Origin of the sequence: Denitratimonas tolerans, assembly GCF_037203605.1 — a bacterium.
Lineage (GTDB): Bacteria > Pseudomonadota > Gammaproteobacteria > Xanthomonadales > Xanthomonadaceae > Denitratimonas > Denitratimonas tolerans.
The window spans coordinates 1-12,884 of sequence record NZ_JBBDHC010000018.1 but is presented as its reverse complement, the minus strand read 5'-3'; the positions used below and the strand labels follow the sequence as shown (position 1 = coordinate 12,884).

Genomic DNA, 12,884 nt, shown 5'->3' with positions numbered 1-12,884 from the left:
GCGGAGGGTCATCTTAGCCGCAGGTGTTTCCATGCGGGCTGCGACCTGCGCCATGCTAGTGCGCTCCACCGTCCGATCGATCGCGATGTCCCTGCGCAGCAAACTCCTGGTGCTGGCCCTTTCGATCCTGGTGCTGCCGGTGGGCGGATGGCTGCTGGTGCGCCAGCTGGAAACGCTGCTGCGCGAGGGTCAGGCGCAGGTGCAGCTCGCCTCGGCGCAGATGCTGGCGCGCGCGGTCGCGACGCAGGCCCCCGTGTTTCCCGATGCCGGCCCGGCGTTGTTCGTGCAGGAAGCCGCCGCGCCGCTGTCGCTGGACGGCTATGACGAGGACTGGCGCGCACAGGGCCTGGTGGAACAGGCGCTGGCACCGGGGCTGCGCCTCGCGCTGGCATGGTCGGAGGGCCAACTCCATCTCTTTGCCGCCGTGGATGATGCCAGCCGCGTTCGCGCCGACGCCGGTCTGCCGCAGGCCGGCCGCGCCGACCAGCTCGTGCTGGTGCTGGAAGACGCGCGCGGCACCCATCGCCTGCGCCTGGCCAACGCCGCGCCCGGCGCGCTGGCCGCCGTCGCGCTGGCCAGTCGGGAAGCGCCGCGGCTGCACGGCACCTGGGAGGAAGATGCGGCCGGCTATCGGGTCGAGCTGCGCTTTCCGGCCGGCTATCTGCCGCTGCGCCTGGGTCTGGATGCGCTCGATTTCTCCGATCCTGCGCTGCCTCCGACCCCGCGCGGGACCGGCGGCGACCTGGCCGAAGGGCGCTGGCAGGTGCAGCGCGCCCCGCAGGCGCTGCAGGCCCTGCTCGATGGCCTGGTGCCGGACGGCGTGCGCGCCACCCTGACCCAGGCCGACGGCTGGGTGCTGGCGCGCGCCGGTCGCTTCACCGACGGCTCCAGGCCGATCGGGCGCTGGCGCGGCCTGCTGTATCGGACGGTGACTCCGGTGCCGCCGGTCCCGGCCCCGGCCGATGCGGCCGGTGGCCTGCTGGATCGACAGGAGCTGTGGCAGGCGCTGTCCGGACCGCCGGCGCTGGCGTGGTATGCGCTCGATCAGGGCCGCGGCTTGCTGCTGGCCACCGCGGTGCCGGTGCGCATCGGCAGCCAGACGCGCGGCGCACTGCTGCTCGAGCGCCAGGGCGAGGCGCTGCTGTTGACCGGGCAGGCCGTCAGCGGGCTGATGCTGGTGACCGTGCTGGCGATGCTGGTGGTCGGGCTGGCGCTGTTCGGTTTCGCCGGCCGCCTGAGCGCGCGCATCCGCGCGCTGAGCCGCGCCGCCGAGCGTGCCATCGCACGCGAAGGACAGAACGCCGGTGCCGGCTTCGTCGCCTCGCGCGCCGGCGACGAGCTGGGCGATCTTTCCCGCAGTTTCAAGCGCCTGCTCGACGAGGTGGGCGCCTACAGCGGGTACCTGCGCGGCCTCGCCGGCACCCTCTCGCACGAGCTGCATACGCCCATCGCGGTGGTGCGATCCTCGCTCGAGAATCTTGAAAGCGAAGCGCTGGAGCCGGCGTCGCGCACCTACGTCGAGCGTGCCCGCGCCGGAGTGGATCGCCTCGCCGCGATCGTGCGCGCGATGAGCGAGGCCAGCCGCGTGGAGCGCGCCATCGCCAGCGCCGAGGCCGAGGACTTCGACCTGCGCGCGCTGGTGGCCGACTGTGCCGAGGGCTATCGCGCGCTGCTGGCCCCGCGCCGGCTGGAGCTGATGCTGCCGCCGCAGCCGCTGCCGTTTCGCGGTGCGCCGGATCTCATCGCACAGGCGCTCGACAAGCTGATCGACAACGCCCGCGGTTTCTGCCCGCCGCAGGGCTGGGTGCTGATCGCGCTGGCGGCGCGCGGCGAGGCGGTCGAGCTGGTGGTGGCCAACGCCGGTCCGCCGCTGCCCGAGGCGATGCAGGACCGCCTGTTCGATTCGCTCGTCAGCCTGCGCGGCACGGGTCAGCGCGGCGACGGCGTGCCGCACCTGGGTTTCGGCCTGCACGTGGTTCGGCTGGTGGCGCAGCGCCACGGCGGCTACGCGCGCGCCGCCAACCTGCCGGGCGGGGATGGGGTCGAGTTCCGGCTCGTGCTCAGAACCGGCTCCTGATTGGCCGCAGGCTCCAGCCCGTACCTCGGCGGGGAATGGCGCGCTGAGGGTCGGGGCCGATCGCGAAACCGGAAAGCCATCACGAGTGCACGGTGTGGCGATTGCTTATATTGTGTGGCTCAGCATCGAATTCCGGTCGCCCGCCACGGCGCGATGGGCTGTGACCGGGTGACAGGGAGAAAGGCGGAATGTCGTATTTGACGGGAATGGTATTCATTGCACTCGGACTGGTCGCGGTTTCCGCGCAGGCCCAGGATGCGGCCACCTTGCAGCAGGCCGAGCGCCGGGGTGCCGAGCTGTTCGATCTGGAGCGGGTCATCGAGGCCGCGCGCGCGGCCGGTGAGGACGTACGCGCCTATCGGCGCGATGACGAGATCGCCGGCTGGGTGGCGACCCGGAGCGGAGAGATCTATCAGGTCACCTTCATTCGCCTCCGCCGCGGCGGCGAACCGGTCGGGCGCTACCGGATTTCGGTGAACCGCACCGGCCAGGCGCTGGGCGGGATGGAACGGCTGGACGACCTTCCGCTGGATGCCCGCGAAGCCGCGCAGTTCCGCGCCCGGCAGAACGCCGAGGCCACCCCGTACAACGCCTGTTCCGCCAGCTACGAAACCCTCGTGTTTCCCGACGCATCGGGCGGCTGGAGCGCGTACCTCATGCCGCACGCCGCCTTTTCCGACGTGCTGCTCCTGGGCGGCACCTACCGCGCGCAGGTGTCGGGTGATGGCAACACGGTCACGAGCTTCGGGCCGCTGGCCTCCGGCTGCGCGGTGCTGCAGAACCCGGCCGACGCCGACGCGCTGCGCTTCGATGATCCGGCAGGCGGCGAGATCAACGAACTGCACGCCTACATCGGCGGCCGCGCGGGCAAGCCGCTGTACGTCAACACCGGCGGAAAGTCCTGGCTGGTGAACGCGGGCCGGATCCAGACGGTGCCCGAATCGCCCTGACGCAGCGCGCAGCCGCACGCCGCGGCCGGGCCTGTCAACCGGCCCGGGCGCGCAGCAACTCGCGCAATTCGTCCTTCTGCGCCGCGTCGAGCTCGCCCTGGCCCATGAGCTCCTCGATCCGCTGCTGGCGGGTCTGGCGGCTGAGCTGGGCAATGGCGTCGGTGAGCTCGATCTGCCAGGTCGCCGCGTCGCCGGGAAGCTGGGCGAGCGCGAGCTTCTCCAGCGCGGCGGCTTCCTCGCGTCCGGAAAAGTGTTCGATCAGGTTGCCGGCGCGCAGGTCCACATCGGCGTGGGCGCGGATGTGATCGAGCAGTTCGATCAGTAGTTCCACGCCCGGCTGGCGCAGGCCGGCGAAGCGCCAGGGCGGTTCGAGCGCCAGCGCCAGCGCGGGGTTCTGCAGCAGCAGGGTGATCGCGCTGCGCACCAGGCTGCGGCGCGGCGCGGCGGCGTGGCCCTGGGCGCGACGTGCGGGGCGAACGGTGGCGGTGCCCCGCACGGGTGCGGTGGCCGCAAGGCCGGTCAGCTCGCCCAGGCGCTGGCGCATCAGGTCGGCAAAGGCCCCGTCCGGGATCTGCGCCAGCAGCGGTTTGCAGCGTTCGGCCAGGCGTGCGCGGCCGTCGAGCGTGTCCAGGCGCACGTCCCCGGACTGTTCGGCGAAGAAAAACTCCGACAGCGGCACGGCGGCGGCCAGGCGCGCGTCGAACCCGGCGGCCCCTTCCTTGCGCACCAGCGAATCCGGATCCTCGCCCTCGGGCAGGAACAGGAACGCCGCCTGACGGCCTTCCTTCATCCGCGGCAGCACCGACTCCAGCGCGCGCCAGGCGGCGCGGCGACCGGCGTTGTCGCCGTCGAAACAGAAGAAGACGTCCGGCGCGTTGCGGAACAGCAGCTCCGCGTGCTCGGGCGTGGTGGCGGTGCCGAGCGTGGCCACGGCGGTGGTGATGCCGTACTGGAACAGGGCCACCACGTCCATGTAGCCCTCCACCACGATCAGGCGCGGGATCTTCGAGTGTGCCTGGCGCACCTGCCACAGGCCGTACAGCTCGCGGCCCTTGTGGAAGAGCGGAGTCTCGGGGGAGTTGAGGTACTTGGGGCCGGCCTCGCGTCCGTCCGCCGTGGTCTTGCCCAGAATGCGCCCGCCGAAGGCGATGGGACGCCCGCGCCGGTCGTGGATCGGAAACATCACCCGTTCGCGGAAGCGGTCGTACACATGCCCGCCGTCGCTCTTGGCGAGCATGCCGGTCTGCTCCAGCAGGCGCAGCGCCTCGGACGAGGTGCCCAGCGCGTTCCTGAGGCCGTCGAAGCCTTCCGGCGCGTAGCCCAGCGCGAAGCGCTCGCGCGTGGCCGCGTCGATGCCGCGCCGGGCGAAGTAGTCCTGCGCGCGGCGGGAGTCGGCGAGCCGGGCCTGGAACCAGCGCGCGGCCTCGCCCAGGGTGTCGTACATGCGGCGCAGGCCGCCGTCCTCGTTGCGCTGGCGGGTCTCGCGCGGCACCTCGACTCCGGCGCGCTTGGCCAGGTCCTCGATCGCATCGAGGAACTCCAGCCGGTCGTACTCCATCAGGAAACGCAGCGCGCTGCCGTGCGCGCCGCAGCCGAAGCAGTGGTAGAACTGCTTGGTCGGAGAAACCGTGAAGCTGGGCGTTCGTTCGTCGTGGAACGGGCACAGGCCCTGGTATTCGCGCCCGGCGCGCTTGAGTGCCACGCGCGCGCCGACCAGCTCGACGATGTCCGTGCGGGCGATCAGGTCATCGATGAAGGCGTCGGGGATGCGGGCCATGGGCGAATGATAGGGTGCAAGGGGCGCGTTTCGAGGAAACCGGATGAAGGTCGCGGCGGTTTGCCGAGTTTTCTTTTTGGTCGTTCTGGCTCTGACCGGCTGCGCGTCCCTGAAGCCGCAGGCATCCGGTGAAGTTTCCCTCGCGTCGCTCGAGCCGCCGGATGCAGAACGCCACGCGCTGAGTTCCGGCGAAGACTTCCGGATGGGGACCCCCATCGCCGAGGATGCGCGCGCGATGCCGCCCTATCCCGCGAAATGGCTGGAACGCGCGCCGGTGCGGCTGGAGGTTTGCGTGGAAATCACCGTGGGCGAGCGCGGCGAGGTGGAATCCAGCCGCCCGCTGCGCGATGCGCCCGGATGCGGAATGATCGAAGGAGAAATGGCGCGGGATTTCGACGCCGCCGTGGCGCAGACCGTGCGCACCTGGCGCTATATGCCCAGCCTGCTGTGCCGGCTGGTGCCCGGAGCGGAGGCGGACGGAAGCTGCGGGAATGCGCTGGAACGTGCCCCAGTGCCGGTGCTGCGCGCCTACCGCTTCGTTTTCGAGCGTCGCGCCGGTGCTGTGCACGTGGGGGTGTCCGAAGCCGACGACCGGTGAGCTCCCGCGCGCCGCATACCGGGTGGGTTGAGGGAGCGTCGGTGCACGGTATCGCGAGCAAGCTCGCTCCTACGAAATCTTGCGAAGCCCCGGATGCTGCAATGCAGGAGCGACTGTGGCCGCGATGGGGCGCGGAAGCGCCGGGTCAGCTCTGCGCCAGCGCCCGCAGCGCGTCCCCGGTGAGCCGCTGCACGGTCCAGCCGTCCATCGGCACCGCGCCGAGGCGGCGGTAGAAGGCGATGGCCGGGGCGTTCCAGTCGAGCACCGACCACTCGAAGCGGCCGTACCCGCGTTCCACCGCCAGGCGCGCGAGGTGGCGCATCAGCGCCAGGCCCACGCCGCGGCCGCGCCGGTGCGGATAGACGAAGAGGTCTTCCAGATACAGGCCCGGGCGGGCCAGGAAGGTGGAATAGCTGGTGAAGAAAAGCGCGAAGCCGGCGGCCTCGCCATCGCATTCGGCGATCACCACCTCGGCCGCGGGATGCTCGCCGAAAAGCGTGGCGGCGAGTGCGTCGGCGCTCGCCACGCATTCGTGCGCGAGCTTCTCGTAATCGGCCAGGGCGCGGATCAGGTCGAGGATCAGCGGCACGTCATCGCGCGCTGCGGGCCGAAGCCGGAGGGTCATGTCGGGCAAATCCTCGCCGTGTCGCGAAGCGGGCCGGTTCAGCCCGCCAGCGCCTTCTTCACCAGGGCCGAGACCAGGCCCATGTCGGCCTGACCCGCGAGGCGCGGCTTGAGCGCGCCCATCAGTTTGCCCATGTCGGCGGGGCCGGCCGCGCCGGTCTGCGCGATGGCTTCGGCGATGGCGGCGCTGATCGCGGCCTCGTCCATCTTGGCCGGCAGGTAGGCATCGATCACGGCGATCTCGGCACGCTCCACCGCGGCCAGGTCCTCGCGCCCGGCGGCCTCGAACTGGGACACCGAATCGCGCCGCTGCTTGAGCATTCTCTCCAGCACCGCGATCACCGCGGCATCGTCGAGCGTGATGCGCTCGTCCACTTCGCGCTGCTTGATCGCGGCATTGACCAGGCGGATCGTCGCCAGGCGCTCCTTCTCGCCGCTCTTCATCGCGGCCTTCATGTCATCGGTGAGGCGTTGCTTGAGGGTCATGGCTGAGGTCCGGAATTGGGGAGTAGGGATTGGGGATTCGATGGCGGGGTTCCGGGCGACGGCTGACGCTCTTGCCAATCCCGAGTCGCCAATCCCGAATCCCTGTCCAGCAAACACAAAAAGCCGGCGACGCGGGTGCGCGGCCGGCTTTTTGACGGGCGGGGCCTGGCCTCAGTAGAGGCGGCGGCGCTTGGTCACGTCGCGCGAAACGCGGCGCAGGTGACGCTTCACCGCGGCGGCCGCCTTGCGCTTGCGCTCCTGGGTCGGCTTCTCGTAGAACTCGCGCTTGCGGGTTTCGGCCAGGACGCCGGCCTTTTCGCAGGTGCGCTTGAAGCGACGCAGGGCAAACTCGAACGGCTCGTTTTCGCGGACTTTGACGCTGGGCATGGAAGCTCCGGATCTATCGGGGGTGTGCCGGGGATGGATCCCCGATCTTTGTGCGAGCCGCGTATGATACTGGCCAAGATACGCCGGACGCAAGTTGCCGCCTTGCTGCCGCTTCCCGGGCCGGCACCCACAGCGGAATCCCCATGATCGTCCTCGGCATCGAAACCAGCTGCGACGAAACCGGCGTGGCGGTCTACGACACCGCCCGCGGCCTGCGCAGCCACACCCTCTACAGCCAGATCCGCCTGCACGCCGACTACGGCGGGGTGGTGCCGGAGCTGGCCAGCCGCGACCACGTGCGCAAGCTGGTGCCGCTGGTGCGCGAGTGCCTGGCGCAGGCGGGGCTTGGCCTGGCCGACCTCGACGGCGTGGCCTACACCGCCGGGCCGGGTCTGGTCGGTGCCCTCCTGGTCGGCGCGGCGCTGGGGCGCGCGCTGGCGTTCGCGCTGGAAATCCCGGCCATCGGCGTGCACCACATGGAAGGCCACCTGCTGGCCCCGCTGCTGGAGGAAAACGCCCCGCAGCCGCCGTTCGTGGCGCTGCTGGTGTCCGGCGGACACAGCCAGCTGGTCGACGTGCGCGGCATCGGTGACTACGCGCTCCTGGGCGAAACCCTCGACGACGCCGCCGGCGAAGCCTTCGACAAGACCGCCAAGCTGATGGGCCTGCCCTATCCGGGCGGCCCGCACCTGGCGAAGCTGGCGCAGCAGGGACGCCCGGACATCTACACCTTCGCGCGCCCGATGACCGACCGCCCCGGGCTGGAGTTCAGCTTTTCCGGGCTCAAGACCCAAGTGCTTCTGGCCTGGCAGCAGTCCGACCAGGGCGAGCAGACCCGTGCCGACATCGCGCGCGGCTTCGAGGAGGCGGTGACCGAAACCCTCGCGATCAAGTGCGAACGTGCCCTGGTGCAAACCGGCCGCGGCGCGCTGGTCGTGGCCGGCGGCGTGGGCGCGAACCGGCGACTGCGCGAGCGTTTGGCCGAGCTGGCCGAGCGCCGCCGGGTGCAGGTGTGCTTTCCGCGCCTGGAGTTCTGCACCGACAACGGCGCGATGATCGCCTTCGCCGGCGCGCTGCGCCTTGCGGCCGGGGAGCGCGAGGGTGCCGCGATCCGGGCGCATCCGCGCTGGGACATGGCCACGCTGCCGGCGCTGGCGTCGGCCTGAGGCGGTCCGCCGACCGCCGGCCCGGTTGTGCCGCCGAACGCGGTGGTGCGCGCCGCCGCCTTTGCTAGGCTGGCACCATGCCGCCGCCCCGCGTTCCCGTGCCATGACTCCGTCCGCTGCGTCCCGGCGGGCCTGGATGCCCGATTTCTGCCGCCCGCAGGCGCTGTTTGGCGTGATGGTGGCGGTGGAGGTGGCGGTGCTGACCGCGATCCTGCTGCGCCCGCCGCAGGCCTCCGGTGCCTGGACCGATCTTTTCACCGCCAGCCTCCTGGCGCAGTGGCTGGCGCTGTCGTGCGCGGCGGTGCTGTGCAAGCTGCGCGCGGCCATCGACCGCCTGCCCTTCGCCGTCGGCGTGGCGCTGGCGCTGGCGCTGCCGGTGGTGATCGTGGGCGGCGCGACCTGGGTGGTGGCGGTGCTCGACCAGCAGCTCGAACTGGGCTTCACCGTCCCGCCGGCGCAGACCGGCCGCTTCGTGCTGGTGTGCATGGCGGTGGCGCTGCTGCTGGCGGCCACGCTGCTGCGCTATTTCTACGTGACCGCGCAGTGGCAGACGCACGTGGCGGCGCACGCGCAGGCGCAGGTGCAGGCGCTGCAGGCGCGCATCCGGCCGCACTTCCTGTTCAACAGCATGAACTCGATCGCCGGCCTGATCCGGCACGAACCGGCCAGCGCGGAACGCGCGGTCGAGGATCTTTCCGAACTGTTCCGCGCCGCGCTGGGCAGCGGCAGCGGCGAATCGAGCCTGGCCGAAGAACTGCACCTGGCCGAGCGCTATCTTGCGATCGAGGCGCTGCGCCTCGGGGCGCGTCTTGCGGTGGAATGGGTGCTGCCCGACGACCTGCCGCGCGCGCTGCCGCTGCCGCGCCTGATCCTGCAGCCGCTGGTGGAAAACGCGGTGGTGCACGGGATTGCGCGGTGTCCGCAGGGCGGAACGATCCGCATCGAGGCGCGAGTGGACGGACGCTTCCTGCAAGTCCGCGTCGGCAACCCGCTGCCGGCCGTGGCCACGCCATCGCACGGCAACCACCACGCCCAGGATTCCATCGCGCAGCGCCTGGCGCACCGCTACGGTCCCCGCGCCCGCATGACGGCCGGCGCGCAGGACGGCTACTATGCCGCCACCCTGTTCGTGCCGTTGGACTGATGAAACTGCTGATCGCCGACGATGAGCCCCTCGCCCGCCGCCGACTGCGTGACCTGATCGCGGACATCGGCGGATACGAGGTGGTGGGCGAGGCCGCGGACGGGCGCGAAGCCTGCGAGCTGGCCGCCCGGCTGGTGCCCGATGCAGTGATCCTGGACATCGCGATGCCGGTGCTCGACGGGCTGGAGGCAGCCCACCATCTGGCGCAGCTGCCCAATCCGCCGGCGGTGATTTTCTGCACCGCCTACGACGAGCATGCCCTGGCCGCGTTCGAGGCGCAGGCGGTGGATTACCTGGTCAAACCGATCCGCGGCGAGCGTCTGGCCGAAGCGCTGGCGCGCGCCGGACGCTTTCGCCACGGCATGCCGGCACGGGCTGCGCCTGCCGCGGTGCCGGCGCGACGCTCGCACCTGTCGGCGCGGATGCGCGGATCGCTGCGCCTGATTCCGGTGCAGGACATCCGCTACCTGCAGGCCGAGGACAAATACGTCGTGGTCCACCACAGCCACGGCGAGGATCTGATCGAAGACACGCTCAAGGCGCTGGAAGCCGAGTTCGGCGACGGCTTCATCCGCGTGCACCGCAACTGCCTGGTCGCTGCGCACGAGATCCGCGAATTGCAGCACCATCCCGACGGGCGCGGGCTGGTGTGCCTGCGCCACTATCCGGTCTGCCTCGAGGTCAGCCGCCGCAACCTGCGCGCCGTGCGCGAACGATTGACGAACCTGTGAATACTCCTTCCCTGCTGCGCATCGCCACCCGCAAGAGCGCGCTCGCGCTGTGGCAGACCGAACATGTCGCCAGCCGCCTGCGCGCGCTGCATCCCGGTCTCGCCATCGAGCTGGTGCCGCTGTCCACCCGCGGCGACGAGATCCTCGATCGCTCGCTCGCCGCCATCGGCGGCAAGGGCCTGTTCCTCAAGGAACTGGAGGTGGCGATCGAGGCCGGCCGCGCGGACTGCGCGGTGCACTCGCTCAAGGACGTGCCGATGGAGCTGGAGGCACCGTTCGCGCTGGCCGCGATCCTGGAGCGCGCCGATCCCTTCGATGCCTTCGTCTCCAATCGCTACGCCTGCCTCGACGACCTGCCGCGCGGCGCGCGCGTGGGTACCTCTTCGCTGCGCCGCCAGGTGCAGCTGCGCGCGCACCGCCCCGATCTGGAACTGCGTGACCTGCGCGGCAACGTCAACACCCGCCTGGCGCGGCTCGATGCGGGTGAATACGACGCGATCCTGCTGGCTTGCGCCGGCCTGATGCGGCTGGGTTTCGACGCGCGCATCCGGGATCGCCTCGCCCCGCCCGATTTCCTGCCCGCCGCGGCGCAAGGTGCCATCGTGGTGGAATGCCGCGCCGATGATACGGCCACGCGCGCACTGCTCGCCGCACTCGATCACGCCCCCACCCGCCGCTGCGTGGAGGTGGAGCGCGCCATGAACCTGCGCCTGGGCGGAAGCTGCCAGTTCCCGATCGCCGGCTACTGCACCGAGTCGGTGGATCGCTGGCACCTGCAGGCGCTGGTGGGCGACCGGGACGGCCGCGAGATCCTGCGCGCGGAAGGTTTCGCCGATGCCGCCGGCCGCGATGCCCTCGGGACGCAGGTGGCCGAAGACCTGCTGGCGCGCGGTGCGGATCGGTTGCTGGCCGGCTGAGCGCGGCCGCGTGGCACCCGATCTCCATGCCGCTGCATCCGCCCATGGCTGAAGCCGCCGCCGTGCCGCCCTCCGCCGCGATGCGCTCGCTCGGGCGCGGACGCCGGCACCGCGCCGCCGATCTCGCCGGGCGCTTCGCGAACTGGCACGCCGCGCGCGCCAACCGCTGGGAGCGGCTCGGCGTCGAGCAGGGCACCCTGGTGCTGGAATGGCTGGAGGATGCCGGAACGTCCACGCGCGAAGTGCGCGCCGGCGAAATGCTCTGGCTCGCGCCGGGGCGACGCTGGCGGATCGCGCGCTGCAGCGATGATGCGATCTTCTCGCTCCAGGTCCACGCCGACGATTCGGTGATCGCCGACGCGCCGCAGGCCGGCCGCGCCGCGTTGCTGGACGAGGCAGCGCCGGCGCAGCCGGAAGATTCCGCCGCGCTGGCAAGCGGCATCGCGGCGCTCGCCGCGGGCGAGCGCCGCCTGCTGCGCACGCGCTTCGATCCGGCTCCCACCGTGCGCGCCGCGCTGGCGGCATCGGACGGCACGCTGTCGTGGCATCCGCTGGCGGGCGACGAGGGCGATCATGCCGCGCTCCTGGTGCGCACCGCCGGGGCGGTGGACCTGCTCGACTACCTCGGCCGCGACCACGCGCTCATCGAAGCCGCCCTCGTCGGCGCGCTGCGCGGCGACGCCGTGCGCGAGCGCTGGCTGCGCGGCCTCATGCAACGGCATCTGGCGATCGAGGAGGAAGACATCTTCCCCGCCTTCCTCGCCGCCGGCGGCAGCCCGGAAACCGTCGCGGCGCTGCGGCGCGAACACGACCTGCTGCGCGGCCACCTGGCGAACATCGCCGACCCGGCCTCGCACCGCGGTCTGCTGCTGGTGCTGGAAGCCCACGACGAGAAGGAAGAGCAGCTCGTCTATCCCGACTTCCTTGCCCGCATCGGCGCGCGCGCCGACGCCGTGACGGCGGCCATCATCGCGAAAGGGTCAGCGCGCTAGGCCTTGCGCGCCGAGATCGCCCCTGCATGATGCCCATTATGCTCGCCGGGCACCCATGTGCTTGGTTTCAAGAAAGTCTGAACAGACCCTCCCACTTCGCTTCCACAGCGTCTGCTGAGCCCGAGGCGCTTTGGAAGAGCGAGAAGTCGCCGGAATGGTGGGAAGCCGGAAAGAAACCAGTCGGCTTTTGTTATCAATTCGCTCACTCGGAGGTGACCTTTTCAGTCCGCGAGCGCGAGGGGTTATTCAGATGCTTCTTCAGGCCGCCGCTTCGCTCCACCGCTCGCGTGCTTGCCGGCCTACCCGCCCTGTGCGAGGATCGCTCCATGAAACCACCCCAGTCCGCAAATGCAGGCAGGTTAGGTGGTGGGATTAGGCGGTGAAATCCGACAATCCCTTGATCAAGGGTAGGATTTTTCCTTGACGTACTGCGAAGCCCCGGTTTAGGTTGTGGGATTACGCGGCGATGTATCATCTAATTGTAGTTAGAACTGTCGTGACACTTTATTGGGAATGTCATGGAAACGAAGCAAGACAAAACGCGTGAGATTGGCAAAGCAATTGTCGTTGCCACGAGGCCTGACGAGTTAGAAGCGCTTCGCGCTTGGGCCCAGACCATGCTTGATATCAGGTCAAACAGCAGCATGCCTATGATCTCAAAAGCAAAGGCTGCAATTGTCGCATCTACTGATCGTAAGGTCCTCGCGCCTATCCTTCAGGTTGCTTGGCAAGAGCTCAAACGTGTTGGCTGGAAGGAGCGTGGCCTCCCGGCCAGAATGGCTATGGCAGCAGCAGCAGCGGCACTCACTCTTTCAGGTCAAGGAGCTGGCATCGCGGCGTTAGGCGGCGCTATTGGCGTGCCTCTTTTTGTTGTCTTTGGTGCTGGTGGTGCTCTTGCAGGCGTAATCATTGATGAAATCCGCAAGAAATGAAGCTTGGCAACAGTTCTAACAATTCATGTATGGACTCCCCCGTCAACCCCTGACGGCAGGATTTTGTGAAGCGCCAGCTTCACGGCTTTTGATTCTGCTTTTT

The 12,884-nt window shown here is 70.0% G+C and carries 13 protein-coding genes; 9 read left to right on the top strand and 4 right to left on the bottom strand.

Annotation, left to right across the window (positions count from 1 at the left end; genetic code table 11):
• Positions 1–85: 85 nt before the first annotated feature.
• Positions 86–2,077, top strand: coding sequence for an ATP-binding protein (locus tag WB794_RS11605; protein WP_337336019.1), 1,992 nt, complete (start codon positions 86–88; stop codon positions 2,075–2,077).
• A gap of 188 nt (positions 2,078–2,265) precedes the next feature.
• Positions 2,266–3,027: a hypothetical protein gene (locus tag WB794_RS11600; protein ID WP_337336018.1), complete on the top strand. Its 762-nt coding sequence runs from the start codon at positions 2,266–2,268 to the stop codon at positions 3,025–3,027.
• Between the two features lie 34 nt (positions 3,028–3,061).
• Here WB794_RS11600 and dnaG read toward each other — a convergent pair whose 3' ends face one another.
• Positions 3,062–4,804, bottom strand: coding sequence for a DNA primase (gene dnaG / locus WB794_RS11595; RefSeq protein WP_337336017.1), 1,743 nt, complete (start codon positions 4,802–4,804; stop codon positions 3,062–3,064).
• Between the two features lie 202 nt (positions 4,805–5,006).
• On the opposite strand from dnaG, the gene WB794_RS11590 reads away from it, so the two are divergent.
• Positions 5,007–5,402 (top strand): energy transducer TonB, encoded by a 396-nt coding sequence (locus WB794_RS11590; RefSeq protein ID WP_337336016.1) that lies wholly within the window; start codon positions 5,007–5,009, stop codon positions 5,400–5,402.
• A 145-nt stretch (positions 5,403–5,547) separates the two neighbouring features.
• Here the strand turns inward: WB794_RS11590 and WB794_RS11585 are convergent, their stop codons facing one another.
• From WB794_RS11585 to rpsU, 3 genes are all read right to left on the bottom strand, one after another.
• Positions 5,548–6,069, bottom strand: coding sequence for a GNAT family N-acetyltransferase (locus tag WB794_RS11585; protein ID WP_337336069.1), 522 nt, complete (start codon positions 6,067–6,069; stop codon positions 5,548–5,550).
• Complete coding sequence (locus WB794_RS11580; RefSeq protein ID WP_337336015.1) at positions 6,066–6,512, bottom strand: GatB/YqeY domain-containing protein; 447 nt, start codon at positions 6,510–6,512, stop codon at positions 6,066–6,068. Before WB794_RS11580 ends, WB794_RS11585 begins: the two co-directional genes overlap by 4 nt.
• Before the next feature lie 171 nt (positions 6,513–6,683).
• A complete protein-coding gene (gene rpsU / locus WB794_RS11575; RefSeq protein ID WP_018971772.1) occupies positions 6,684–6,899 on the bottom strand; it encodes a 30S ribosomal protein S21 in 216 nt (71 codons plus the stop codon).
• Positions 6,900–7,042: 143 nt separating this feature from the next.
• Between rpsU and tsaD the strand changes: the two genes are divergently transcribed.
• From tsaD to WB794_RS11545, 6 genes are all read left to right on the top strand, one after another.
• The gene (tsaD, locus tag WB794_RS11570) at positions 7,043–8,065 is read left to right on the top strand and encodes a tRNA (adenosine(37)-N6)-threonylcarbamoyltransferase complex transferase subunit TsaD (protein WP_337336014.1); all 1,023 of its coding nucleotides are present in this window, start codon (positions 7,043–7,045) and stop codon (positions 8,063–8,065) included.
• Between the two features lie 136 nt (positions 8,066–8,201).
• Positions 8,202–9,209 (top strand): sensor histidine kinase, encoded by a 1,008-nt coding sequence (locus tag WB794_RS11565; protein ID WP_337336013.1) that lies wholly within the window; start codon positions 8,202–8,204, stop codon positions 9,207–9,209.
• The gene (locus tag WB794_RS11560; RefSeq protein ID WP_337336012.1) at positions 9,209–9,940 is read left to right on the top strand and encodes a LytR/AlgR family response regulator transcription factor; all 732 of its coding nucleotides are present in this window, start codon (positions 9,209–9,211) and stop codon (positions 9,938–9,940) included. The genes WB794_RS11565 and WB794_RS11560 overlap by 1 nt, the downstream gene beginning before the upstream one ends.
• Positions 9,937–10,857: a hydroxymethylbilane synthase gene (hemC, locus tag WB794_RS11555; RefSeq protein WP_337336011.1), complete on the top strand. Its 921-nt coding sequence runs from the start codon at positions 9,937–9,939 to the stop codon at positions 10,855–10,857. Before WB794_RS11560 ends, hemC begins: the two co-directional genes overlap by 4 nt.
• 44 nt (positions 10,858–10,901) lie before the next feature.
• A complete protein-coding gene (locus WB794_RS11550; RefSeq protein WP_337336010.1) occupies positions 10,902–11,849 on the top strand; it encodes a hemerythrin domain-containing protein in 948 nt (315 codons plus the stop codon).
• 518 nt (positions 11,850–12,367) lie between these two features.
• Positions 12,368–12,781, top strand: coding sequence for a hypothetical protein (locus WB794_RS11545; RefSeq protein ID WP_337336009.1), 414 nt, complete (start codon positions 12,368–12,370; stop codon positions 12,779–12,781).
• Positions 12,782–12,884: the final 103 nt, after the last annotated feature.

What these genes read in the sequence shown, in the direction of transcription:
- WB794_RS11590 (WP_337336016.1), top strand. Translation starts at nt 5,007, where the DNA reads ATGGGGACCCCCATCGCCGAGGATGCGCGCGCGATGCCGCCCTATCCC.
- WB794_RS11605 (WP_337336019.1), top strand. Translation starts at nt 86, where the DNA reads ATGTCCCTGCGCAGCAAACTCCTGGTGCTGGCCCTTTCGATCCTGGTG.
- tsaD (WP_337336014.1), top strand. Translation starts at nt 7,043, where the DNA reads ATGATCGTCCTCGGCATCGAAACCAGCTGCGACGAAACCGGCGTGGCG.
- WB794_RS11565 (WP_337336013.1), top strand. Translation starts at nt 8,202, where the DNA reads ATGCCCGATTTCTGCCGCCCGCAGGCGCTGTTTGGCGTGATGGTGGCG.
- WB794_RS11545 (WP_337336009.1), top strand. Translation starts at nt 12,368, where the DNA reads ATGGAAACGAAGCAAGACAAAACGCGTGAGATTGGCAAAGCAATTGTC.
- dnaG (WP_337336017.1), bottom strand. Translation starts at nt 4,804, where the DNA reads ATGGCCCGCATCCCCGACGCCTTCATCGATGACCTGATCGCCCGCACG.
- WB794_RS11560 (WP_337336012.1), top strand. Translation starts at nt 9,209, where the DNA reads ATGAAACTGCTGATCGCCGACGATGAGCCCCTCGCCCGCCGCCGACTG.
- WB794_RS11550 (WP_337336010.1), top strand. Translation starts at nt 10,902, where the DNA reads ATGGCTGAAGCCGCCGCCGTGCCGCCCTCCGCCGCGATGCGCTCGCTC.
- WB794_RS11600 (WP_337336018.1), top strand. Translation starts at nt 2,266, where the DNA reads ATGTCGTATTTGACGGGAATGGTATTCATTGCACTCGGACTGGTCGCG.
- WB794_RS11580 (WP_337336015.1), bottom strand. Translation starts at nt 6,512, where the DNA reads ATGACCCTCAAGCAACGCCTCACCGATGACATGAAGGCCGCGATGAAG.
- rpsU (WP_018971772.1), bottom strand. Translation starts at nt 6,899, where the DNA reads ATGCCCAGCGTCAAAGTCCGCGAAAACGAGCCGTTCGAGTTTGCCCTG.